At 60.0% G+C, this 23,968-nt stretch carries 24 protein-coding genes and 1 other RNA gene; 17 read left to right on the top strand and 8 right to left on the bottom strand.

Annotated features, from left to right (window positions below; all coding sequences use genetic code 11):
* The first annotated feature begins 126 nt into the window (after positions 1–126).
* The gene (locus tag LEPOCDRAFT_RS00795) at positions 127–531 is read left to right on the top strand and encodes a diacylglycerol kinase (protein ID WP_009453268.1); all 405 of its coding nucleotides are present in this window, start codon (positions 127–129) and stop codon (positions 529–531) included.
* Between the two features lie 12 nt (positions 532–543).
* Here LEPOCDRAFT_RS00795 and LEPOCDRAFT_RS00790 read toward each other — a convergent pair whose 3' ends face one another.
* Both LEPOCDRAFT_RS00790 and ettA read right to left on the bottom strand, forming a co-directional pair.
* Positions 544–882 (bottom strand): P-II family nitrogen regulator, encoded by a 339-nt coding sequence (locus tag LEPOCDRAFT_RS00790; protein WP_009453267.1) that lies wholly within the window; start codon positions 880–882, stop codon positions 544–546.
* Positions 883–902: 20 nt separating this feature from the next.
* Positions 903–2,567 (bottom strand): energy-dependent translational throttle protein EttA, encoded by a 1,665-nt coding sequence (gene ettA / locus LEPOCDRAFT_RS00785; protein WP_009453266.1) that lies wholly within the window; start codon positions 2,565–2,567, stop codon positions 903–905.
* Positions 2,568–2,777: 210 nt separating this feature from the next.
* Here ettA and LEPOCDRAFT_RS03020 point away from each other — a divergent pair, with 210 nt between their 5' ends.
* The 7 genes from LEPOCDRAFT_RS03020 to LEPOCDRAFT_RS00750 are packed head-to-tail and all read left to right on the top strand — an operon-like array spanning position 2,778 to position 10,187.
* Complete coding sequence (locus tag LEPOCDRAFT_RS03020; RefSeq protein ID WP_043909621.1) at positions 2,778–3,251, top strand: type IV pilin protein; 474 nt, start codon at positions 2,778–2,780, stop codon at positions 3,249–3,251.
* An 8-nt stretch (positions 3,252–3,259) separates the two neighbouring features.
* On the top strand, positions 3,260–3,874 hold the full coding sequence (locus tag LEPOCDRAFT_RS00775; protein WP_009453264.1) for a GspH/FimT family pseudopilin: 615 nt from the start codon (positions 3,260–3,262) through the stop codon (positions 3,872–3,874).
* 20 nt (positions 3,875–3,894) lie between these two features.
* On the top strand, positions 3,895–4,353 hold the full coding sequence (locus tag LEPOCDRAFT_RS00770) for a type IV pilus modification PilV family protein (protein ID WP_009453263.1): 459 nt from the start codon (positions 3,895–3,897) through the stop codon (positions 4,351–4,353).
* A gap of 10 nt (positions 4,354–4,363) precedes the next feature.
* Entirely contained in the window at positions 4,364–5,497 is a 1,134-nt protein-coding gene (locus tag LEPOCDRAFT_RS00765) for a PilW family protein (protein ID WP_009453262.1), read from the top strand.
* 14 nt (positions 5,498–5,511) lie between these two features.
* Positions 5,512–6,204, top strand: coding sequence for a pilus assembly PilX family protein (locus LEPOCDRAFT_RS00760; RefSeq protein WP_009453261.1), 693 nt, complete (start codon positions 5,512–5,514; stop codon positions 6,202–6,204).
* Between the two features lie 33 nt (positions 6,205–6,237).
* Positions 6,238–9,573 carry a pilus assembly protein gene (locus LEPOCDRAFT_RS00755; RefSeq protein WP_009453260.1) on the top strand — a complete coding sequence of 1,112 codons (3,336 nt, stop codon included), beginning with the start codon at positions 6,238–6,240 and terminating at the stop codon, positions 9,571–9,573.
* 50 nt (positions 9,574–9,623) lie between these two features.
* Entirely contained in the window at positions 9,624–10,187 is a 564-nt protein-coding gene (locus LEPOCDRAFT_RS00750; RefSeq protein WP_156793928.1) for a hypothetical protein, read from the top strand.
* Here LEPOCDRAFT_RS00750 and LEPOCDRAFT_RS00745 read toward each other — a convergent pair.
* On the bottom strand, positions 10,165–11,100 hold the full coding sequence (locus LEPOCDRAFT_RS00745) for a histone deacetylase family protein (RefSeq protein WP_009453258.1): 936 nt from the start codon (positions 11,098–11,100) through the stop codon (positions 10,165–10,167). The genes LEPOCDRAFT_RS00750 and LEPOCDRAFT_RS00745 overlap by 23 nt on opposite strands.
* Before the next feature lie 27 nt (positions 11,101–11,127).
* Here LEPOCDRAFT_RS00745 and LEPOCDRAFT_RS00740 point away from each other — a divergent pair, with 27 nt between their 5' ends.
* From LEPOCDRAFT_RS00740 to LEPOCDRAFT_RS00730, 3 genes are read left to right on the top strand one after another with little or no spacing between them, the layout of a single operon-like run.
* A complete protein-coding gene (locus LEPOCDRAFT_RS00740) occupies positions 11,128–12,087 on the top strand; it encodes an AAA family ATPase (RefSeq protein ID WP_043909618.1) in 960 nt (319 codons plus the stop codon).
* Between the two features lie 26 nt (positions 12,088–12,113).
* Complete coding sequence (locus LEPOCDRAFT_RS00735) at positions 12,114–13,106, top strand: DUF58 domain-containing protein (protein WP_009453256.1); 993 nt, start codon at positions 12,114–12,116, stop codon at positions 13,104–13,106.
* Positions 13,103–15,139: a transglutaminase TgpA family protein gene (locus LEPOCDRAFT_RS00730; RefSeq protein ID WP_009453255.1), complete on the top strand. Its 2,037-nt coding sequence runs from the start codon at positions 13,103–13,105 to the stop codon at positions 15,137–15,139. Before LEPOCDRAFT_RS00735 ends, LEPOCDRAFT_RS00730 begins: the two co-directional genes overlap by 4 nt.
* Positions 15,140–15,148: 9 nt before the next feature.
* On the opposite strand, the gene rnpB is transcribed toward LEPOCDRAFT_RS00730, so the two are convergent.
* Positions 15,149–15,508: RNase P RNA component class A (gene rnpB / locus LEPOCDRAFT_RS02565), an RNA gene on the bottom strand.
* An 82-nt stretch (positions 15,509–15,590) separates the two neighbouring features.
* Between rnpB and LEPOCDRAFT_RS00725 the strand changes: the two genes are divergently transcribed.
* Together LEPOCDRAFT_RS00725 and LEPOCDRAFT_RS00720 are read left to right on the top strand one after the other, a co-directional pair.
* Entirely contained in the window at positions 15,591–17,006 is a 1,416-nt protein-coding gene (locus tag LEPOCDRAFT_RS00725) for an AAA family ATPase (protein WP_009453254.1), read from the top strand.
* Between the two features lie 3 nt (positions 17,007–17,009).
* Positions 17,010–17,747 carry an HNH endonuclease family protein gene (locus tag LEPOCDRAFT_RS00720; protein WP_009453253.1) on the top strand — a complete coding sequence of 246 codons (738 nt, stop codon included), beginning with the start codon at positions 17,010–17,012 and terminating at the stop codon, positions 17,745–17,747.
* Positions 17,748–17,780: 33 nt separating this feature from the next.
* Here LEPOCDRAFT_RS00720 and LEPOCDRAFT_RS02560 read toward each other — a convergent pair whose 3' ends face one another.
* From LEPOCDRAFT_RS02560 to LEPOCDRAFT_RS00705, 3 genes are read right to left on the bottom strand one after another with little or no spacing between them, the layout of a single operon-like run.
* Complete coding sequence (locus tag LEPOCDRAFT_RS02560; protein WP_009453252.1) at positions 17,781–19,550, bottom strand: formylglycine-generating enzyme family protein; 1,770 nt, start codon at positions 19,548–19,550, stop codon at positions 17,781–17,783.
* Positions 19,551–19,565: 15 nt separating this feature from the next.
* Positions 19,566–19,880 (bottom strand): Rz1-like lysis system protein LysC, encoded by a 315-nt coding sequence (gene lysC / locus LEPOCDRAFT_RS00710; RefSeq protein ID WP_043909613.1) that lies wholly within the window; start codon positions 19,878–19,880, stop codon positions 19,566–19,568.
* 27 nt (positions 19,881–19,907) lie between these two features.
* The gene (locus tag LEPOCDRAFT_RS00705) at positions 19,908–20,435 is read right to left on the bottom strand and encodes a hypothetical protein (protein WP_009453250.1); all 528 of its coding nucleotides are present in this window, start codon (positions 20,433–20,435) and stop codon (positions 19,908–19,910) included.
* 168 nt (positions 20,436–20,603) lie between these two features.
* On the opposite strand from LEPOCDRAFT_RS00705, the gene LEPOCDRAFT_RS00700 reads away from it, so the two are divergent.
* The 4 genes from LEPOCDRAFT_RS00700 (at position 20,604) to LEPOCDRAFT_RS02555 (ending at position 23,572) form a co-directional block, all read left to right on the top strand.
* Positions 20,604–21,173, top strand: coding sequence for a YaeQ family protein (locus tag LEPOCDRAFT_RS00700; RefSeq protein ID WP_009453249.1), 570 nt, complete (start codon positions 20,604–20,606; stop codon positions 21,171–21,173).
* Positions 21,174–21,198: 25 nt separating this feature from the next.
* Complete coding sequence (gene gloA, locus LEPOCDRAFT_RS00695; RefSeq protein ID WP_009453248.1) at positions 21,199–21,612, top strand: lactoylglutathione lyase; 414 nt, start codon at positions 21,199–21,201, stop codon at positions 21,610–21,612.
* Positions 21,609–22,583, top strand: coding sequence for a DMT family transporter (locus LEPOCDRAFT_RS00690; protein WP_009453247.1), 975 nt, complete (start codon positions 21,609–21,611; stop codon positions 22,581–22,583). Before gloA ends, LEPOCDRAFT_RS00690 begins: the two co-directional genes overlap by 4 nt.
* A gap of 68 nt (positions 22,584–22,651) precedes the next feature.
* Entirely contained in the window at positions 22,652–23,572 is a 921-nt protein-coding gene (locus tag LEPOCDRAFT_RS02555) for a peptidylprolyl isomerase (protein ID WP_009453246.1), read from the top strand.
* Between the two features lie 15 nt (positions 23,573–23,587).
* Here the strand turns inward: LEPOCDRAFT_RS02555 and LEPOCDRAFT_RS00680 are convergent.
* Positions 23,588–23,968 (bottom strand): class I SAM-dependent methyltransferase (locus tag LEPOCDRAFT_RS00680; protein ID WP_009453244.1); only part of this gene is annotated, 381 nt, incomplete at its 5' end.

Below are 23,968 nucleotides of genomic sequence, written 5' to 3'. Positions count from 1 at the left end.
AGGACGGCGATCGAGAAAATAAGAATGGCGATCAGCCCTTCAATCAGGACTCACACGACTTCTACCGGATCGACAGTATCTCCACGACGTTTTGTGCCACACACGGCTGATCAAGGCTCCAAAGTGATGAGTGACCCAGCCACCACCACACCACCACGCCACCAAAAGGGCCAATACACCGGCCTAGATCGTGTCATACGAGCAGGCAAGCATTCTTGGGATGGCTTCGTACGGGCTTATCGAGATGAAAGTGCTTTTCGCCAAGAGATCTGGCTGGCCGCCGTCCTGATGCCCCTTGCTTTTGCACTGGGCAAGACTTGGCAAGACGTGGCCCTGCTGGCCGGCAGCGTGGTGCTGGTCTTGATCACCGAACTGCTCAACTCTGCCGTAGAAGCTGCGGTGGACCGCATCTCGCTGGATTGGCACGATCTGACCAAAAAGGCCAAGGACATCGGCAGCGCGGCCGTTTTACTGGCATTGCTGCTGTGCCTTGGCATTTGGGCAGCGGCTCTGTGGAGCCGCTTTTTGTGACCCACTGAGGTGTTAGACGGCTTGTTCGTCGGTTTCGCCGGTACGAATACGCACCACTTGCTCGACGCTGGTGACAAAAATCTTGCCATCACCAATCTTGCCCGTCTTGGCCGCCTTGACGATGGCCTCCAAGCAACGATCCACATCAACGGTCTTGACCACGACTTCGATCTTGACCTTGGGCAAAAAGTCGACCACGTATTCGGCACCGCGATAGAGCTCGGTATGCCCCTTCTGACGGCCAAAACCCTTGACTTCCGTCACGGTCAAACCGGTCACCCCCACATCGGCAAGTGCTTCACGCACTTCTTCAAGCTTGAACGGTTTGATGATGGCAGTGATTTGCTTCATGGCAATTGCTCCAGATTTGGTTATTTGAGGGCCTTGTAACGCACACGCTTGGGACGCGCACCTTCTTCACCCAAGCGCTTCTTCTTATCGGCTTCATATTCCTGATAGTTACCTTGGTAGAAGAACCACTGTGACTCGCCTTCGCAAGCCAGAATATGAGTACAGATGCGATCCAAGAACCAGCGATCATGGCTGATCACCATGGCTGAGCCGGCAAATTCCAGCAAAGCATCTTCCAAGGCGCGCAGGGTTTCGACGTCCAAGTCATTGGACGGTTCATCCAACATCAACACATTGCCGCCGGTCGCCAAGGTCTTGGCCAGGTGCAAACGACCACGCTCACCACCGGACAGGTTTTTGACCAGTTTTTGCTGATCGTTGCCCTTGAAGTTGAATCGGCCAACGTAGGCGCGACTGGGCATGATGAATTTGCCCACCACCAAATTATCGAGACCGCCGGAGAGGTCTTCCCACACCGTCTTTTCGCCATCGAGCGACTGACGGCTTTGATCGACAAACGCCATTTTGACGGTCTTGCCGACCTTGACCTCACCGCTATCGGGTGTTTCTTGGCCGGAAATCATACGAAACAGCGTCGATTTACCGGCGCCGTTCGGACCAATGATGCCCACGATGGCCCCCATCGGCACCTTGAAGCTCAGGTTGTCGATCAGCACGCGGTCGCCAAAACTCTTGCTGACGTTGGTGAATTCGATCACCTCGGTGCCCAAGCGCTCTGCCACCGGAATGAAGATTTCGTTGGTTTCGTTGCGCTTCTGATACTCGACATCGCTCAGCTCTTCAAAGCGTGCCAAACGCGCCTTGCTCTTGGCTTGACGCCCCTTGGCATTCTTGCGCACCCATTCCAATTCGAGTTTCATCGCCTTGGTGCGAGCATCCTCGGTACGCTGTTCCAGCTCAAGGCGCTTTTCCTTTTGCTCCAACCACGTCGAATAGTTGCCTTGATAAGGGATGCCACGGCCCCGGTCCAGCTCCAAGATCCACTCAGCAGCGTTATCAAGGAAGTAGCGATCGTGGGTGATGGCCACCACGGTGCCTGGGAAGCGGCCCAAGAACTGCTCCAACCACTCGACCGATTCGGCATCCAAGTGGTTGGTGGGTTCGTCAAGCAGCAGCATGTCGGGCTTGGACAGCAGCAGCCGGCACAGGGCCACCCGACGCTTTTCACCGCCTGAAAGCTTACCGATGTTGGCATCCCATGGCGGTAGGCGCAGAGCATCAGCCGCGATTTCAAGCTGCAACTCGGTGTTTTCGCTGCCAGCGGCGGCGATGATCGCTTCAAGGTTGGCTTGCTCAGCCGCCAACGCGTCAAAGTCGGCGTTCTCATCGGCGTAAGCGGCGTACACCGCCTCAAGGCGCTGCTTGGCGGCCAACACGCCGCCGATGCCTTGCTCAACAGCCTCACGGACGGTGGCGTTGGGATCAAGTTCGGGCTCCTGAGGCAGGTAACCGATTTTCAGATTCGGCATCGCGACGGCTTCGCCTTCGATGTCCTTGTCGATGCCCGCCATGATCTTGAGCAAGGTCGATTTGCCCGAGCCGTTGAGACCCAAGACGCCGATTTTGGCGCCAGGGAAAAAGGACAGCGAAACGTCCTTCAGGATCTGCCGCTTCGGCGGCACGATCTTGCCGACGCGGTTCATGGTGAAAACGTATTGGGCCATGGCCGATAGAAACGGGGGTGAGAGAAGTGGGCTGCACTGGCCTGTACCGTGCTGAAAAGCACGCCCAGAACCGCAGAGATCCGACATTATCCCCAAGATGCTGCGGCAGAACGACGAACGTGAACCATGAACCGACAGCCGGTCAGTGACCTATCGGTGATCTTGCCATTGGCCTTTAGCATGGCACAAAGCAATTCTCGGTGGCTTGTCATGACTCTGATCTCTCCTTCGCGTCGCCTGCGGACTCGCAACGCATCCAAGACCCATGGTTTTACCCTGATCGAATTGATGATCGTGGTGCTGATCGTTGGCATCTTGGCGGCGTTCGCCATCCCCTCTTACAACGACTATCTGCGCCGGGGAGAAATCACCGAGGCCTTCAACAACTTGACCAGCTCGCGCATGAAGCTGGAGCAGTACTACCAAGACAATCGCAATTACGGTGCCGGCACCTGTGCCGGTGGCGCCGCGATCGTCAACCCCAACGACGTGAAGTATTTCAACTACACCTGCGCGACCACCAATTCGGACCAAGGCTACCTGATCACAGCCACTGGCAAAACAGGCACCGGAACCGTGGGCTATGCCTACAGCGTGGACGAAGGCAACAGCAAGATCACCATCAGCTACAAGGGTGCCGGCGTCAATAAGCCTTGCTGGTTGGCCCGAGGCAGCGAGTGCTGAGACGCATCATGAAGCAGCCCCATCATCGCGGCTTCACGATCATCGAATTGATGGTCACCATCGCCATCATTGCCGTGGTGATGTTCTCAGCCATCCCCAGCATGTCCACGTGGTTGAGAAACACCCAAGTGCGCACAGCGGCCGAATCGCTGCAAGCGGGTTTGCAAAAAGCACGGGCAGAAGCTGTACGGCGCAATACCCCTGTGACCTTTTCGCTCGTTTCGAACAACCAGCCCGGCGTGCTGGATAACGGCTGCAATCTGTCTTCGCTATCCGCCTCATGGGTCGTCAGCGTCAGCAACAATCCCTCGGGCGGCTGCGGCCAGCCCGTCAGTGAAAGCGTGGCGCCTCAAATCCTCGCCAAATACGCTCGCGGCGACGGCGCACCCAACGTCACGATCACGGTCTACCAAGAAGACTGCGCCACCGTTTCTAACCAAACCCAGACCCGTTTCAACGGTTTCGGCCGTATCGACAACGCAGAACCCATTCGCTGCTTGTTGGTCGATCACGACTCAGGACTCGAAGTGCGTAAGTTGCGTCTTGTGATCGGCACCGGCGGCAGTGTGCGCATGTGCGATCCAGCCGTCACCAATGACACCGACCCGCGCAAGTGCTACTGAACGGGCCACCGAGCATGACCATGTCTACCCCTCCCCGCGTTCGCTCCACGCGCCGTCATGGCGTCCGAGTTTCACCCCATGTGCGGCAACAGCAGCGCGGTGTGGTCCTGATTGAAGGGCTGATCGCCATTCTTATTTTCTCGATCGCCGTCCTCGGTCTGGTCGGTCTGCAAGTTTCCATGAGCCGGGCTCAATCGAGTGCCAAGTACCGGATTGACGCCTCCAATTTGGCGGCGGACTTGGTCGGTACGATCTGGGCAGATTCAGGAAAACGGACCTCTTACGATACGGCAGGCTGCCCGGGTCATCCACCTTGCAAAGCATGGTCAGACCGACTCAAGGCCACGTTGCCAGCCTCGTCATACGACATCGTCTTTGACTCCGCCACAGGTGACTTCAACATCACACTGCGCTGGAGCGTCCCCAACGAGGGTGCGCATCAGTTCGTCACCTCGACCACGATCAATCCCAACCTCTGACGGAGTCCGCATGCATCGGCACCGCCTGTTAAGCAGGACACCGCAGCATTCGTTGCGGCGCATTCAAGGCTTCAGCCTGATCGAACTGATGGTCGGTATGACCATCGGTCTGCTCACCGTGCTGATCATTGCCCAAGTCGCCTTGGTCTACGAAGGCCAAAAACGCACCACAACGTCGGGATCCGATGCCCAAGTCAGCGGCGCTTTGGCGCTCCAGACGCTGCAACGCGAAATTCAAACAAGCGGCTATGGCTTGACCAGCGGTGGCACCGTCGGGTGCACAGAAATCCATGGCAAGCGCAACGGTGTGGATTACCTCCAACCGATGGCACCCGTGATCATCACCGACGGTGCCAACGGTCAACCCGACAGCCTGCGCGTGCTCAGCAGCTCTGGCGCAAGTATTTCTCTGCCCATCCGTGTCTTCGGGGAGCATCGCCGTGATGACACCAGTTTCCGCATCGACCAAAACACCGGCCTCGGCACCCGTCAGGGTGATCTGATGCTGGCCGTACCCACCAAAGAAATCGGCACCACGCAGTTTGCCCCGTCGTGGTGCACGCTCTTCACGGTCAGTAAAGATCCCACCAACAACACCATTGAACACAAAACAGATGCCGCGTGGCCGTGGAATCAAGATCCAACCACCACAGCCTTCCCTGGCAATGTTGATGCGGACATCAGTTACGCCGCAGGTAGCCATCTGATCGACTTGGGAGTCTTGGTGGATCACCTTTACGATATTCGTGACGCAGCCAATGGCTCTGCGGCACGGTCGTTGCGATTGCAAACGTTCGACTCGACCACGGGCAACACCACTGCCACCGACTTGTTTGCCAACATCGTCAATCTTCAGGCGGTTTACGGACGTGACACCAACGCCGACTTGCAGGCCGACGTCTGGACCGCCACCCCTCCAGCCAATGCCGCCGAATGGGCCCAAGTGATCGCCATCCGCATCGCTTTGGCCGCACGCAGCGACCAACCTGAAAAAGACATCGTCACCACCCTTGCCCCCACTTGGCATCCTGACGGCATCACACCCACCGATCTTCGGGTAGACAACACCCCCGACTGGCAACACTTCCGCTACAAGATTTTCGAAGTGGTCGTGCCCTTGCGCAACATGCTCTGGCAATCCTGACCCGGGAGTTCTCCATGCGACAACGCACCTTTTTGACCGGGATCTGGCGCCACGCCGCGCCCCGAGCGCGTCAGGCCCAACAGGGCATGACCTTGATCTTTGCCTTGATCACCATGCTGGCCTTATCGATGGCAGCCGTGGCTCTTATTCGCAGTGTCGATACGGGAGCAGGCATCTTAGGCAACCTCAGCTTCAAGCGCGACACCTTGCTGGCCGCCGATACCGCCATGCGTAGTGGCGTGGCTTGGGTGGCCGCGCGCTCAGGCAAGCTCGAATTGCAAACCGATCAGCCCGGCGGCTATTACGCGAGCTACTTTGCACGCTTTGATCCCGTGGGACACAGCACAGATCCCCAGCGCACGGTGGTTGATTGGGACGGGGACAACTGCAAAGCAGCCAAAGCCAACGGCGTGGGCACAGCGGCATGCATCGTGCCATCCGATGTGATCAGCCTGCGCGGTGGGGCGCTCAAGGCACGCTACGTGATTGAGCGACTTTGCGATAAGCCAGGCAACATGCTCACTACCACCATGATCTGTACCAAGCCGATGGTCACCATCGTCAACTCCATGGTGAAGGGCGAAATCAGCTACCAATCAGCCCCGCCCCCGGGCGCCCCCGCCTTGCAGCAATTCTTCCGGATCACCGTGCGCACCCAAGGGGCGCGCAACTCGACCAGTTTTACCGAAACCATCGTGCATTTCTGAGCACATCTGAGCACGTATCGGAGAACCCACATCATGAGTCTCTTTCACCGCCCATCCACGGTCGGAGCGGCTATTGCCGTTCTCTTGGGTCTGCTGACCGGCAGTTCCAACGTGCTAGCAGCCAACGCGGACATTGCGCAGGTCCCCATCACTGCGGTCCAAGGTCTGACCAAGCCGAACATCATGTTTATCCTCGACTCATCGGGTTCGATGGGCTGGGATTACATGCCTGATGACGTCGGTAGCGGCAGTTGCAGCACCGCAAACAACGGCAACAACGGCAATAACGGCAATAACGCAAAAAGCTATGCCTTCTGTGCCTCGCAGTGCAATGGTGTGGCTTTCAATCCCGCTGTGGACTACCTCCCTCCGATCAAAGCGGATGGCACAGCGTATCCGGCCATCAGTTTTATCAATGCACCCAGTGACGGTTATGTCGGAGGCACAGGCACCAACCTGAGCACCAACTTCTACTTCAACTACACCGGTGCACAAACACCCCTCAACTGGACCTACGGTACAACCGGCACACTCGATACCACCACCACGTTGGCCAAAGAGTGCCGCAGCAACGTCGGTAGCGCTCCAGGCAGCTCGGTTTTCACCCAAGTCAACCTGAGTACGGCCAGTGCAACCGTTCAACAAAACTACGCCAACTGGTACAGCTACTACCGCACCCGCATCTTGATGATGCGTAGTTCAGCAGGCCGGGTTTTCCAATCTCTGGGCGCTGATGCCCGTATTGGTTTCACGATCATCAGCGACACCGGCGTGACAGGAAATCAGTTCCTGAATGTGAGTGATTTCGACCCGACTCAAAAAACCAGCTTCTTCAATCTGCTCTACGGCATCAGTCCTGGCAATTCGACCCCCTTGCGCGGGGCGCTCTCCAAAGTGGGGCGCTATTACGCCAAGAAGGTCACGGGTCAAACCTATGACCCCATCCAGTATTCATGCCAGCGCAACTTTGCCCTGATGACCACCGACGGCTACTGGAACAGCAACAATGAGTCGGCCAGCTACGGCCCACTTCAACTGACCAATGTCCAAGTGGGTGACCAAGACGGTGCCGAGCAGCGCCCGATGCTGGATGCCACCAAAACCGCCAACACTTTGGCGGACGTGGCCGAGTATTACTGGGCAACCGACTTGCGGCCCGATCTTCCAAATACCGTGCCACCCACAGCCGATGATCCGGGCATGCACCAGCACATGAACACCTTCACGCTCGGCTTGGGCGTGCGGGGGCCCTTGGCGTACGACCCGAACTACCTCACACAAACCAGTGGCGACTACGTCGCACTGAAAAGTGGCGCCAAGAATTGGTCGGTGCCGAGCGGCAACGCCACCAACATTGACGACCTCTGGCACGCCGCCGTGAACGGTCGAGGCCAGTACTTCTCCGCCGGTGATCCGACCTCCTTGGCGAGCTCACTGAGCAACACCATCCGAGGCATGATGGCCATGACCGGCACAGGGGCTGGAGCCTCTAGCAGTTCACTGGCCCCCGTCACAGGAGATGACTGGTTGTTTGTGGGCGGCTACACCTCGGTCGATTGGGTCGGTGATGTCCGCGCCTTCAAGTTCACCATCGATCCGCTGACCGGTAGCGTCACCCCGCCGGCCAATACCGCTGCCGGTCAAGAACTCTGGAGTGCCGCCAAGGTGCTCAACGCCCGCACCACACCCCGGCAAGTCTTGTTCAACAACGGCGGCACGTTGTCCAACTTTGTCTATGCCAACCTGCCTGCCAACCTCCAAAACTACTTCAACGGCCATTGCACAGCGCCAGTTGCTTTGAGCCAATGCGGCAGCCTCAGCGCCAATGCACTGGCCAAGGTCACGGGCGATAACTTGGTGAAGTATTTGGGCGGTGACACCTCGCTGTACCTCAGCAATACCGTGACCGACAACCGGGTTTTCCGGACCCGCAAGTCGTTGATGGGTGATGTCATCAACGGCTCACCGGCCTTTGTTGGCAAGCCGCCCTTTCTTTACGCCGATGCCGGTTATGCAGCTTTCGTGGCCGCCAAAACCAACCGCGTCAAGGCGGTCTATGCTGCCTCCAACGATGGCATGGTCCACGCCTTCAAGGTCGATGATGTCGCCAACGGCGGCGGCGAGGAACTGTGGGCGTTCGTCCCAACCGCTGCCATGCCCGACATGTGGCGTTTGGCCGATAACAACTACGGCTCCAACCACCGCTACTTTGTGGATGCTTCGCCGGTGGCCTCGGACATTTTTGACGGCACACGCTGGCGCACCATCTTGGTGGGTGGTTTGGGTGGCGGCGGACGCAGCTACTACGCCTTGGATGTCACCGATCCACTCAATCCAAGCGTGATGTGGGAGTTCACCGACGCCAACCTCGGCCTGAGCTTAGGCAATCCGGTGGTCACCAAAAACATGGTTGGCACGTGGATCGTCAGCTTCACCTCCGGCATCAACAACAACGTGGGTGGTGGTGACGGCAACGGGCGACTCTACGTGGTCAACGCCACCACCGGCGCGCTCATCACCACCTTGGCCACCCTCGACGCTAACAACGCCGCTGTGGGCAATGTCACCACGCCGAACAATCTGAGCAAGATCAACGGCTGGACCATTTCAGCCACCAACAACACCGCCATGCGCTTTTACGGTGGCGACATGTTGGGCAACATGTGGCGCTTCGACTTTGATGGCCGCACGCCGCCTCCGGGCAAGGAAGCCATCCTGATCGGTACCGCTACCAGTGCAGGCGGTGTCCCGCAACCCATCACCACCAAACCGGTGTTGACCGACTACACCGTCAACGGCGCGACGTATGCCATTGTGTCTTTCGGGACGGGACGGATGCTGGGGCTGAGCGATGTGATCGACACCACCATGCAGTCGGTCTACACCATCAAGGACACCTTGGACTTTGTCGGACTGGGTCCCTTGCGCGGTACCTCCGCCAATCTGGTCCCGCAGATGCTAGGTGCCAACCGCATGATCACCACACCGATCGGTGTGGACTGGAGCATGAACAACGGCTGGTATGTGGACCTCAACCAAAGTACGGGTGAGCGGATCGTTGTCTCCGGCACAGCCTTGGGCAACGGCACCTTGACCTACGCCAGCATGCTGCCTTCGGGGGATGCCTGTTCGCCTTCGGGCACCTCGTATCTCTACACCTTCAATGTCGGCGATGGCACCGTCATCTCAGCCACGGCCTACACCGGCTTGATCACTGGTTTGGGTGTGTTTGTCGATCTGACGGGCAAAACCCAACTGATGGTGACTGAAAGCAGCGGCAAGATCGGACAGGCGACTCGTCCGCCTGATCCCGCAACGCCGCCACCTGGGGTTCTCAAGCGTGCATCGTGGCGAGAGCTGATGGAATAAGGAGCGCAAAGGCACTGCTTGTAAGTGCCTTTGTTGTCTTGTGCGTTCACTTGACGCTGATCGTGGCGCCATGGAGCCACGGCTCAGGCAAGGCGGGCAGCGCACCCGCTTTGCCGGCACAGTCCAAGCCCACCACCGTGATCCAACGTAGCGCCGCGTCACAAACACCCGCCACACCTACGCCAGCTCCTTCGCCCGTACCCCTCACCCCTTCCAGCGCGGCTTCCGCTGCGGCATCAAGTCCCAGTGAAGGAGAAGAAGGCGACGATCACTACTGGCCACGCAGCGCCCTAAGCACGCCGCCGCAGGCCCGTGAACGCATCGACCTGATCGCTCCAGAGAGCCTGCCAGCAGGCATCTACCGAGGTGAGTTGACCTTGTTTATCGACGATGACGGCACAGTTCGCCGAGTGCGGGTAGAGAACGGTAACTTACCCGACTGGCTACACGACATCGTGCGGCAGCAGTTTCTCAAGATCCGCTTCCAAGCCGGGGAGCGACTGGGCCAGACGGTGCGCTCGCGCATGCGCATCGAAGTTGAATTCGAGACCATGCGCTTAAGCGAGCTGCTACCCCAAGCTGCATCCCAAGTTACACATCAGCCAATACCCTGAGGTGGGCAGCCACGCTACGAGCGAGCGAGCTGAGGTTGTAGCCCCCTTCCAAGCACGAGACGATGCGGCCTTGAGCATGGCGCTGAGCCACGTCCATGATCTTGCGCGTGATCCAAGCGTAGTCGGCCTCAACCAGACCGAGTTGCCCCAACTCATCCTCGCGGTGCGCATCGAAACCTGCCGAGATGAAGATCATCTGCGGCGCAAAGTCATGCAGACGCGGTAGCCAATTGGCCTCAATCAACTCACGCAAAACCGGCCCGCGCGTGTAGGCGGGGATGGCCAGATTGAGCATGTTGTCACCCATCGGAATACCGCCGCTGAACGGATAAATCTGATCTTGGAAAAAGCTCACCATCAAGATGCGATCATCTCCAGCCACGATGTCTTCGGTGCCGTTGCCGTGATGCACGTCAAAGTCGATGATGGCGACGCGCTCTAGCCCGCGCACATTGACCGCATGGCGCGCAGCAATCGCCACGTTGTTCAAGAAGCAAAACCCCATCGATTCACCCCGTGTGGCGTGATGTCCGGGGGGGCGTGTGGCACAAAAAGCGTTCTCCGCCTGACCATCAATCACGGCGTCGGTCGCCGCCACCGCCAAGCCAGCAGAACGCAGCATGGCTTGGCGCGTACCGGGCCCGACCACCGTATCTGGATCGATGTGACGCGGTTCACCCGAAGCGGTCACTTGCTGCAAGACTTCATCAAGCTCCAGCAAATAGCCCTCGCTGTGCGCCAAGGTCAGATCCTTGTGATCGGCCAACGGGCCATCAGCGCGCAACAAGGCAATGTCGAGGCCTGTGGCCAGCAAATGATCCTCAATGGCGCCAAGCCGCTGGGGACACTCAGGATGCCCAGCCCCCATATCGTGGCCAAGACAATCGGGATGGGCGTAGTAAAAAGTACTCATGCTCTAAATTCCGCTATGGTGCGCGACATGAATTCGACGTCTTTGCATGCCGTTGCGCATGATGATGGGGCCCTTCGTGCCCCCCTGATCAAGCTGGTCGATCAGGTTAGCACGGTCGTGGTGGGCAAGCGCCCGCAGATCGAGACCTGCGTCGCCTGCCTGCTGGCAGGGGGGCACCTGCTGATCGAGGACCTCCCCGGGGTGGGCAAAACCACCTTGGCCCAAAGTCTGGCGCTCTCGCTTGGGCTGGCGTTCAAGCGGGTGCAGTTCACTGCGGACATGATGCCCAGCGACTTGATCGGCGTAAGCATCTATGAGCGCAGCACTGAAAAGTTCACCTTCCACCCGGGGCCGGTTTTCAGCCAAGTGCTGCTGGCCGATGAGATCAATCGGGCTGGGGCGCGCACCCAAAGTGCCTTACTCGAAGCGATGGAAGAACAGCAAGTCAGCCTTGAAGGTCAGACCCACCCCTTGCCTGAGCCCTTCTTTGTCATCGCCACCCAAAACCCAGCCGATCAGTTGGGTACCCACCCGCTGCCAGAAAGCCAGTTGGATCGTTTTCTGGTGCGGCTCAGTTTGGGCTACCCCGATCCCAAGGCCGAATACGCGCTACTCGCCGGTCGCAACCGACGTGAGTTGCTGCATGAACTGCGCCCCGTGATGAGCCCAACCACGTTTTTGGCCGCCCGCCAAGCCGCCCTGCAACTTCACGCAGCGCCAGCACTCCTGAACTACGTCTTGGCCCTGCTGAACGAAAGTCGCAACGGCCACTGGTTCCAACAAGGCCTCTCCCCCCGCGCCGGCTTGGCCCTGCTACGCACAGCCCGGGCTCATGCCTACTTGCAAGGTCGCAACTACGTCAGCCCAGAAGACGTTCAAGCCATGGCCGGGCCCGTTCTTGCCCACCGACTGATCCCGATGGTTGGATCAGGACAGGATGCCGCTCAGCAGTTGCAAACCATGATCGAAGCCGTCGGCTTGGTCTGAACTTGCCTTCAAGGCCTTAACACTCCATGTGGCGACATCCTTGGAAGAACCTAGAGCACTGGTGGCTCAGTCGCCATGCGACCCAACTGACCCTGCAACTTCGACAAAGGAACGTCTACACCTTGCCCACCCCTGCAGGCCTGATGTTCACGGCCTTGCTGCTGGTGCTGCTGGTGGCCTCGGTCAACTACCAACTCAGCCTCGGCTACGGATTAACCTTCTTGCTGATGGGCAGCGGCTTGGTGTCGATGCTCATGACTGAGCGGCAGCTGGCTGGACTGCATCTTTCCATGCAGCAAGCGCCAGCAGGGTATTGCGGCGGCAGTGTCGCGGTCTTGATCGAACTGCACGAAACCGCCGGTCGGATGCATCGCTCGGTCGGGCTGCGTTTTGAAACCCATGCCCAAGAAACGTGGGTGGATGTGTTCCCAAACACCACCCTGAGCGTGGCGCTCCAAGTGCCAGCGCCACGACGAGGTATCCACATCTTGCCCACGCTGCGCATCGAATCGCGTTACCCCTACGGCTTGCTGCGCGCTTGGTCGATCTGGCGACCCGCCACCCCGATCATCGTCTGGCCCCATCCGGAACAGCCCACGCCACCATGGCCGATGCGAATCACCCCGTCTTCGCCCCAGACACTCCCAAGACCGGCCGACGACACCCGTGAGCGGGACATGGACACAGACGATCTACGCCCTTATCGACACGGCGATGCGCCCCGCAAGCTGGCTTGGAAAGCCACAGCCCGCTCCCTTGCACAAGGAGGCTTGCCCCTGAGCCGTGAAGCGCCGCCGCCCTCCCAGTCATACCATCACACACAACCCATGCTTTTTGACTGGGCCGATACCGCCGATCTCCACGACCCCGAGGCCCGCCTGCAACGCCTGTGTGCGTGGATCGAGCATGCCCACCCCAGCGCCTACGGCCTGACCCTCCCAGGTCAACCCACGTTGAACCCAGCCGAAGGTGCCGAGCATCATCGCCGCTGTCTTGACGCCTTGGCCCGGATGCCATGAAAAACCGTCGTCGAGAAAGCCGCGACAGCCTGTTTCTGGTCGGCGTGCTGACATGGACCATGGCGCCTCAATTCGGTGCCGTCCCCCTGTGGTGCAGCCTTTTTGCCGTCACAGCCTTGGTTTGGCGCGGGATGCTGAGCTGGCGCGGCAGTGGGATGCCACCCCGGCTCGTGCTGATGCTGGCTTTGCCGCTGGCCGTGGGTTTAAGCCTTTGGAGTCACGGCCACTTGCTGGGCAAAGAAACGGGGCTAAGCCTGCTGGTATCGCTCACCGCCTTGAAAACGCTGGAAATGCGCACTCAGCGTGATCGCTTTGTGGTCTGTTTTCTGGGCATGCTGCTGATCATGGCGGGTTTTTTGCGCTCGCAAAGCATGCTGCAGGGAGCCGCGATGCTGGTCTCGGTGACCGGTTTGCTCACCTGCCTCATGCTAGAGCAGCGTCCCAACGGGCGTCCCAACTTGCTGGAAACAGCTCGCCTAGCCATCACGCCCGCCTTGCTTGGTGCACCGATCGTCTTGGTGCTCTTTCTCTTCTTTCCACGCATGCCACCGCTGTGGGGGCTGCCAGACGATGCTGGTGCGCACACTGGCCTGTCAGATCAACTCGAACTCGGTCAGATCGCCGACGCCGCGCTGGATGACAGCTTGGCGATGCAAGTGACCTTCGACGGCCCACCACCACCGCCGGAAGAACGTTACTTCCGCGCCCAAGTGCTTTCGGTACACGAGGGGCAGCGCTGGTTGGCCCCCAGTAGCGCGCACTTGGCTCCAGTCACCCCGAGCCCACGTTTCGATACCACGCAACCCCGAGCCGCCCTCGCCTACCGGATGACGATGGAGCCTCTGCAGATCCGTGCTTTGCCCCTGCTGGAACACACCTTGAGCATGCCCATCATGGAGAGTGCGACAGCGGTGGATCTGGTTCGCCACAAGGACATGCACTGGCAAAGCTTGGAGCCGCTCACACAGCGCATGCAACTGCACGCTCTAGCCATGATCGGCGGCGTGATCCCCACCGAAGCCACCCCTTTTCCCATCGGCGATCTGGATCTGCCCGAAGGGCTTCATCCACGGACCCGAGCTTGGGCCCAAGCCTTGCGCCAAAGCCTGAGCCCCAGCCAACCCAGCGCTGAGCAGTTGGCAGAGAAACTGCTACAACACATCCGCACCGCCGGCTTCAGCTACAGCCTGAGCCCGGGTGAATCGCGTGAAGCCGATCCCGTCGATGCCTTCTGGCTCGATCACCGCCAAGGGTTTTGTGAGCATTTCGCCAGCACTTTTGTGATCTTGATGCGTGCCATGGGTGTGCCAGCACGCATCGTCACCGGCTACCAAGGTGGATTGATCAACCCAATCGACAAAATGCTCGAAATCCGCCAAAGCGATGCCCACGCTTGGGCCGAGTATTGGTCGCGGGGTCAAGGCTGGATCCGGGTAGATCCCACAGCGGCGGTGGCTCCGGAGCGCATCAACGCCGGCGTCCATGTGGGCGCTGCTGGCGCTAGCGGCTTACGCAAGCTGCTTGGCCTTGGCACTTGGGCCCAGCTCAGCCCAGATATGCGTGCGCAGCTCCAAGCCTTTTGGGGCAGCGTCGATCACCGCTGGCGGCGCTGGGTGGTGCAGTACAGCAGCACCGAACAGTTCGACCTCCTCAAGGGCTTGGGTTGGTCCGAACCGGATTTCGACGATTTGGGCGATGTTTTAGAAGGTTTTGCCGTCTTGGGTCTGGGTGCGCTCTCGGCATGGGCCTTTTGGCGACGTTGGCAACAGCGTGATGACCCTTGGCTGCGCACATGGAAGGCCCTTCAAGCGGAGCTGCGGCAACACGGCTGGACGGTTCAAGCCCATCACAGCCCGGCCACGCTTGCCCGCCAAATCCCAGCTCTGGCAGCGCTTTTGCTCGAACTAGATGCTTGGCGCTATGCCCCAGCCACCCAACGACCGCACTTACACCGTCTCCATCGAACCCTACGAGGTGCCATCCGCGAACTGAAACAGTCACCCGATGACGCACCGAAACAACAGCTGATGTAAGCGTGAAAAGTGTGAAGCGCAACGATAGGCCGGATTCTGTGCATCGCCTCCAGTCAAGGAGACAAAGTAACTGCCATTCATCTGGGCCGGGAGTCGCCTACCCGGCTCGGTGCCACCTACCCGCCAGCTTGCGCGAGCAACGCATCAAGTTCGTGCGTTAGTTAACGCCACGCACTTGGCGCTGGCCTATTTGGTGTTGCTGCACGTAGAGATTGCCGCGTTTCACCCGGACTTAACCGGCTCGTCTCTGTGGCTCTGATCCTCACCTCACGGTGGAGAGGCGTTACCTCCTACGCCGCTCTTTGCAGTCCGGACCTTCCTCCAGTGCGACCTTTCGATCCTTGCACCAGCGGCAGTCTGTCGCGCTTCACGGCGCGGATTGTCCCACGAACCGCACACCCAACCCTAGAATGGTTCGCTTTCATTCCACTAAAAAACGCAGGAGCAGCTGATGCGTATTGACCGACTGGCACTGCACCACTTTCGTCATATCGAGCGGCATGAGTTTGTGCTCGCGCCGCAGTTCAACCTCGTGATCGGCACCGCTGGCAGCGGCAAAACGAGTCTTCTCGACGCCTTGGCGATTGCCTTGGGCGCATGGAGCTTGGGCTTGCCGGGCACCCATGATCCGGCCTCGATCGGACCCGATGATCTGCGGGCCCATGCTCGCACCACCCGCAAACGTGTTCATCCTGCAACCCGCATCGAAGCCCACGGCGAGATCCCCAGCCAAGGCTCAGTAAGCTGGGTGCGCAGCCGGACATCGCCCCAATCACCAACCGACAACAGCCAAGCGGCCGCCTTCGTCCAGAGGGTACGCATTCTTCTGGCCCAACTGGGCGGCCCAGCATTGCCAGACCCCCCCGCTACCGAGGTTGTCGAAACGGCTCCCGCCGGTTTACTACCGCTGATTGCGTACTACGGCAGTGAACGCCACATGGGAGGCGACAACCGCCGTGCACGCCGACATGCTGCGGCCACCGCATCCCCCCAGACGCATCATTTACGCGAGCGCCGCCTGACGCTGCGCATGCGTCGGGCGTTGGCCTTGGCGGATCGCCCCTCGTCCAGTAGCGCAGAACTTCGGCGTCGCTTGAGCAGTTATGCCGATGCCTTCGATATTCGCACCCAACTGTCAGAGATTGAAGACTGGTTGCTCGACTTGGAAGAACTTGAGGCCCGCGCAGTGCTTGATGCACTGCAAACCCTCTTGTCAACGGGCCGGCAAGGCGAGGCGGTTCAACTCAGTCTGAACCATAAAACGCGCCAAGTCAGCGCTCAACGCGCCGATGGTTGGATGGTTGCCCCACGACAACTCGGCGGGAGCGAACGACAACTCCTGACCTTGGGCGGTGACATGATCCGCCGCATCTTGCGACTCAACAGTCACGTTGGCGTGGAACAAGCCTTGGCACAAACGGCCGGTGTCGTGCTGATCGACGAACTCGAAGCCCAGCTGCACCCACAAATTCAGCGCCATTTGGTTGAGACCCTACGCACCCTTTTTCCTGCGCTGCAATTTGTGGCCACCACCAACTCACCTTTCTTGGTCCAGAGCCTGCGCGGCGGGCATGAACTGTTGATGATGCGCGGTCAACCAACCGCCGAGTTGTCTCATCAATCGCTCGAAACCATCGCCTCCGGATTGATGGAAGTGGGCGACGACGCTCACACCAGTGGTCGTTATCAAGCCATGCAACGCACGGCACGCGACTACCTGCAAACGTTGCAACTTGCCAAGACAGCACCTTTGGATCAGCGCGCAAACTACCAACAGCAACTTGATCAAAAGCTGCAACCCTTTGCCGACAACCCCGCTTTTCAGGCCTTCTTGGACATGCAACGGGCTGCCCGACTGGGGGAATAAACCATGAGACCCGTTCGACGAGGGGCCTCGCCCCAAAGCACTGATTTCGTCCCCTATGCAAGCGCACTGGCGCCGCTGGTGGGACGCATCGGTATGTATTGCAGCTACTGCGAGCGACTGATCCCAACCAATCTGGCCATCGAGCACATTCAAGCCAAGAGCCTGCCGAAGTACGCCGCTTTGGAAGGCCGCTGGCCCAACTTCTTGCTGGGTTGCGTCAATTGCAACTCGACCAAGGGGGATAAGGAGGTGATCCTCAGCCAGTACCTCCTGCCTGATCGGGATAACACTGCGCTCGCCTATCAATACCTCCCCGATGGCACGGTCCAAGTGGCTCCGGGTTTAACGGCGGTGCGCAGCCGCAAAGCCGAAGCCACGCTGGCTTTGGTCGGCTTAGATAAAGCCAGTGCCCAAGCTGCAAGCACTGCCAATGAGGTTCAAGTTGCCTTGGATCGTTGTGCCCAACGCCAGCAAGCGTGGTTTGAGGCCAGCGTGGCGCATACCGAGCTGCAAGCCCAACCTGATAACGACTTACTGCGCCGCATGATCGTGCGTCTTGCGCAAGCCAGAGGCTTCTTCAGCGTGTGGATGACGGTCTTTGCGGCCGACAGGGATATGCGACTGCGTCTGGTACAGGCTTTCCCCGGCACGTTGGAAAGCGGCTGCTTCGATCCTGTGAGCACCGTCCCCGTCAAACCCGCGCCAAACCCCGACAAACTGGTCAGCGGGAAGAAAATCTGAAAACCCGCATCCCGTAGAGCACCGAGTCCGGCCTCAGGGGCTCAGCTCTCGGGCCACACGGAACCCCTGCGACAGGCTTCGACCATCCGAGAGGTAGCCGTAACGGTAGGTCGAGCGCACCACACGGGGGGTGTCATTCCAACCACCACCACGCACCGTACGCCGGTTGCCACCTCGGCAATCGGTATCCCAAGCCGCACCACTGCTGGGCGCCCCTTGGTAGTTGGGATGCCAGCAGTCTTGAACCCATTCCCAAACACTGCCGTGGATGTCATACAAACCAAAGGCATTGGGTTTCTTTTCACCCACAGGATGTGATTGATTGCCGCTGTTGCCGCTGTACCAAGCGTAATCGTTCAACCCCTTCTCATCGTTGCCAAAGGAGTAGTTGGTGGTGGTTCCGGCCCGTGCACCGTATTCCCACTCGGCTTCGGTCGGTAGTCGGTAAACATGCCCCGTTTTCTGACTCAGCCACTTGAGATACCGTTGAACGTCTTCCCAACTGACATTGATCACGGGACGTGTCTCACGTCCCCACCCCTCGTCAGAAGGCCAATGCGAGCAATCCTTGTCTTGGAAACAAGCCTCCCACTCTTGGAAGGTCACTTCAAAGCGCCCCAAAGCCACCTTGCGCACAGTGACCTCATGCGCTGGACGCTCATCGTCATAGGCACCCATACCCGGAGCCGAAGAGCCCATCGAGAAATGTCCTGCTGGCAACACCACCATCAAGGGGCACGCAGGAGCCTCGCAATCGCGGAAAGACTGCCCTGGTGTGAGCGGTGGTGGTAAAGCGTCGGCAGACTTGGCCGATGCAGCCGGAACCGAAGTCAGCACCACAGCAGACTCTGCCGCTTTCACAACCTCAGCCTCTTGAGCGGCCGGTGATGGTTCAGAACGAATCAAACGATGCAGCAACGTCCAACCCAACCATGCCAAGCCCAGCAGCAAGATAAACGCCCCCAGCCCCAGTCCAAATCGAACGAGGATGGTTCGGCGCTTCTGCAATTGCTTCACCCGACGCCGATCACGCCGATCCGCTGAAGACACGGTCGGTGGTCGCACGGAAGCCATCGCTTGCGGCACCACCGTGGGTTGCGGCGGGGTCTCGGGTGACGCCACTAGGGGCACCACAGGCGCGACGGCCACGGGCGGTGGCGGTGGCGGTGGCGGCGCGAACAAATGCGCCAACTCCGGCAACTCTTCTGGTTCGGCTAAACCTCGCAGGGTGTTGGGTGCGCGCAAAGGGGGAGCCAGCGGCGCAGGGGTCACCACAGGCGGGGCCACAGCGGGTGCGGGAGGCGGTGGGAGAGCTTGGGCTTCGCTCTTGGCATGGGCATGGGCATGGGCCGACACCGACGAGGCCACCACCGACCCAAACGAGGACTCCAGCGTGCGCCGGATCATGCTCACGAGCATGCCCATGTCGGCGTCAAGTCGCTGGGGATGCAAGCTCATCGCTGGTCGGCGCACCAAAGCTTGGAACTCGGTGGGCAGTTCGTGAGAGCGTGGCATCGTGGTGCCATCCAACAGCACCGGCACCAGCCGCAAGCCGCGCTCCAACGCGCGCTTCAAAGTAACGTGTACCGGATCTTGTGGATCCTGAATCAACAGACGGCCATCCACATCTGCCGCACTCAACCACTGGGGCCCAATCATCACCAAGACCATCTGGCAAGACTCAAGCGATCCGCCGGCCTCCACCCAGTCCACGGCAATATCCTTTTGGACCCGTGCTCGAACTTGGGAAAGCAACCAGTCAGGCTGGTCTTGGGGTCGATAACTGACAAAAATGGCTGGCATGAGCGATATCGGGCGTCAAGGCGACGAAGACTTCCCCGAGCCGGTCTTAGGGTTGATCTGAGTCAGCGCTTGGTTGTGACGCTCGATTTCCTCGTTGCAAACCGCCAAGGCCTGAACCAAGTCTGCGTGCTGCAAAGCGCAACGCTGTAGGTTCTGCCGATCTGTCTGCGATTGACGCAACAGATCCCCATAGGTGCTGCCATCGGGCATCAAACCGGGCCGCTCACAGCCTTGCAACAGATTCGCCGCCGGCTCACAGCGAAGGGCTGGCGTCACCACAGGCACATAGTGCGTGCAACCACTAACCAACACCGCTGCGCAAATCAGCATCCTTTTCATCATGTGCACTCTCCAAGGTCAGGGTTGCGCGCTGCGATTGATCACGGCCAAAGCCTCGGGAGGAACGGGCATGGTCAGGCAAGCCTGTGCTGCCTGTGCCTTTTGCAGTTTTTCCCGTAAGGCGATCAGCTCAGCCTCTCTTGCGACCGCACTGGCACGGTCCTCGGCACTGGCTGAACCGCTCCCCTGTTGATCACGCACCCGCTCCAGCTCTTGATTGGTTTGGCGAAGCTGCTTGCTCAACTCGGTCTGGCGAACATCCGCATGCTTAAGACTCTGATCCAGCGCCTGACGATCGGTCTCAGCCTGCTGATTCAACTCGGTCACCTTGATCTCATGGGCAGCAGCTTGCTCGCTCATGCGCTGCTCCAGCGCTTTGCTCGCACGCTGGTGCTCCTGCTGCGCGACATCTGCCACACGTGCAATTTCAGCCAATTCGGCCTTGAGACGTGCCACATCGGCACCCCCCCAGCGATAACCCAACCAGACTGCGCCCAGCAAGACCACCAAGGCAACCACGCCAGGAATGAGATGCTTGAGATTCACGTTTTTCTCCAAAACAAGCCAAGGCCGCGCCGCGCATATTAGGTCAGAACCCCCTTACGACTGAACAGCCGCGCTGTATCGGAATGACCGAAGCGGTAACTGGTTGACAAATCGCGCCTTAAAATCGGCGCCCCCTGTCCTCCAAGGCCGCCTCCAGCGGTCCGCACCATGGCGCTCAAAGCCACTATCCATAAAGCCCACGTGCAAATTGCCGACATGGACCGGGGCATTTACGCCGCGCATGCCCTCACCTTAGCGCGTCACCCGTCCGAAACCGACGAGCGCATGTTGCTGCGGGTGCTTGCCTTTGCCTTGCACGTGCCCGCCGATGATCATCGCGGCACGCTCGACTTTGGCGTGGGACTCTCGGACCCGGACGCACCAGACGTTTTTCAACGTGATCTGACCGGCGATATCTTGCATTGGATTGAGCTGGGCCAGCCCGATGAACGCCGCCTGCAAAAAGCCAGCTCGCGCTCCGAACGAGTCAGCGTCTACAGCTACGCCGCCAGCACCCCGATCTGGTGGGCCGGGCTCGTGAACAAAATCGATCGCATGGACAAGGTGGCGGTCTGGCAGATTCCGGCGGAATCGAGCGCCGAGTTGGCCAAGTTGGTCGAGCGCAGCATGCAGTGGCAGGTCACGATCCAAGACGGCACCGTCTGGATCACGGATGGACCACGCACGGTCGAGATCACACCCATCCTGCTCAAAGACCGCCGCACCAAATACGCTTGATCCACCTCTGAGCTCAACCACCATCATGAGACTGCTGCACACCATGCTGCGCGTGGGCAACCTGCCGCGCGCCATCGACTTCTACACCCAAGTGCTGGGCATGACGCTGTTGCGCACCACGCATCGGCCCGAGCAAGGCTACGACCTGGCTTTTCTGGGCTACGGCAGCAACCCCGAACACGCCGAGCTGGAGCTAACCTACAACCACGGGGTGGATGGCTACGAGCTGGGCACGGCTTACGGCCACATCGCCATTGGGGTGGCCGACGTCGCCGCCACCTGCGCAGCGCTGCGAACCCGGGCGGCCGAACTCGGTGGTGCCATCAGCCGGGAACCCGGCCCGGTCAAAGGGGGCAACACCATGATCGCCTTCATCACCGACCCGGACGGCTACAAGATCGAGTTGATCGAAAGAAGCACCGAGCAGCCGCAGCCATGAGCCACCCGCTCACCCCCCGCGTCATCGCTTTTTTGAGCTTGCCGCCCCTGCTGTGGGCCGGCAACGCCGTGGTGGGACGCATGGCGGTGGGCAGCGTGCCGCCTTTGATGCTCAACGCCCTGCGCTGGCTGTTCGTGCTGCTGATTCTGGCCGTGCTGGGCCGACGTGCCATCCAGCAGCGGTCGCAGTGGCTTGAGCTGCTGCGCCGTTGGCGCTACTTGGCCCCTTTGGGTCTGTTCGGTGTCGGGGCCTACAACGCCTTGCAATATCTGGCCCTGACCACCTCCACCCCGATCAACGTCACCTTGATCGCCGCCAGCATGCCGATCTGGATGCTGGTGGTGGGTGCGCTCGGCTATGGCGTGCGTCCGCGCCGACTGCAAATGCTCGGGGCCCTGCTCTCGCTGGCCGGCGTGGCGGTGGTACTGGGTCGGGGCGATCTGGACGTACTGCGACAAGTTCACATCCAGCAAGGTGATCTATGGATGCTGCTGGCGGCGGCCAGTTGGTCGATCTACAGCTGGATGCTGGTGCGGCCACCCGCTTCGATGCAAGGCGCGGCGCGACCCCAAATCACCGCATCCGGTCATGCAAGCCGCCCGTGGAGCTGGTCCGAGTGGCTTTTGGTGCAAACCCTTTTCGGCCTCGTTTGGGCCGGCAGCGCCGCTGGGTTGGAGCAGCTCATCAGCCCGCGTGACATCGCTTGGAGCGGCAACGTGGTCGCCGCCTTGGCCTACATCGTCATCGGCCCGTCGATCATCGCCTACTGGTTCTGGGGCCGGGGCGTGGCCTTGGCGGGGCCCACGGTGGCCGGGTTCTTCAGCAACCTCACGCCCTTGTTCGCCGCCCTGCTCTCGACCACGCTGTTGGGTGAAGCGCCGCAGTGGTATCACGGCGTGGCCTTCTTCTTGATCGTGGCCGGCATCGTGGTGTCTGCCGCGCAACCGGCTTCGGGATCAACCCACCGCTAACGATTCGTTCACCACAGCCCCCAAACGCTCCGCTACCATCGCGCCGAATCTTTCTCGGAGCCTGCCCCATGCGTTTGACCCGCTTCACCCTGCCCCTGCTGTCCGCCACCTTTTTGACCGCGTTGACAGGTTGCGGCGGTGGGGGCAGCAGCAATAGCGCGACCCCACTGCCAACAGCCACGATCACCGACGTACAAGCCACCAGCAGCTTGGCGTATTACCACTACGCCACGTTCACCGTGAACGGCCAAAATCTCAGCAGCTCTGGGGGTGTGACGCTGAGTGACCGCAACGGCAAGTGCCAGACAACACCGACCCTCTTGGCTGGCAACACCGATACCGCTGCGCAATTCAAATGTGCCTTGCTGGGCAGTGGCGCTTTGGTTTTTGATGTCAAAGATACGAGCGGTGCGGTCCTGTTTTCCACCCCCACCTTCACCGTCCCCGAGCCCAAAGTTCGCATCGCCACGTCCAAGGGCAACATCGACCTTCAGTTGAATCCGACGGCCGCGCCGACCACGGTGCAGAACTTCTTTGGCTACGTCTACGGCACCGCTGCGAGCCCCAATTTCTACGCCAACACCATCTTTCACCGCGTGATCTCGAACTTCATGATCCAAGGCGGTGGGTTCACCACCGGGGTCACTGGCCCCGTGCAAAAAGCACCCCTGTTCAACCCGATCACGCTCGAATCCAACAACGGTTTGAAGAACCTGCGCGGCACGATTGCGATGGCGCGCACCAACGTGGCCAACTCAGCGACCTCGCAGTTCTTCATCAACCACATCAACAACACCAGTTTGGACTACAACTCGGCTGTGACCACGCCCAACGGCTACGCGGTCTTCGGCACGATCGTGGCAGGGGACACCGCGAGCTTTGCAACGCTGGATGCCATCGCGGCCGTGGCAACCCAAACGACGGCCAACGGCTACGCCAACGTCCCCGTCACCGACGTGACGATCACCTCGGTGACACAGACGCAGTAAGCCGGCGTTCTCCGTTCAGCGGCGTTGCAGGTGCAGCGCCAGCTCGAAGCGGCCGCCCTTGTGATCGACACGCGTGTAGGGCGGCGCAGGCCAGTGCCAATGGCTGGCGGGCAGCAAGGCGCGCAGCATGTGGACGTCCAAGTGATAGGGCGGACCTTCGATAAAGCCCTCGGCAGCGTTATCGCGCAACGCTTGCATGGCCATCAGGCACAGGCTGCCGCCCGGGCGAATCCAGCGGTGCAGTTGCGCGGCCCAATCCGACCAGCGGTCTGGATGCAACGCGCACCAGCAAGTTTGGTCATAGACCGCGTCCAAGGGCGCAGACGGTTGCCATTGCAAAACATCGGCGCAGACCAACTCAGCCGCTGCGGCTTGGGCGGCGCTGGAGCCAGCGCC

The organism is Leptothrix ochracea L12, from assembly GCF_000262525.1.
This window is presented reverse-complemented; position numbering and strand designations above follow the sequence as displayed.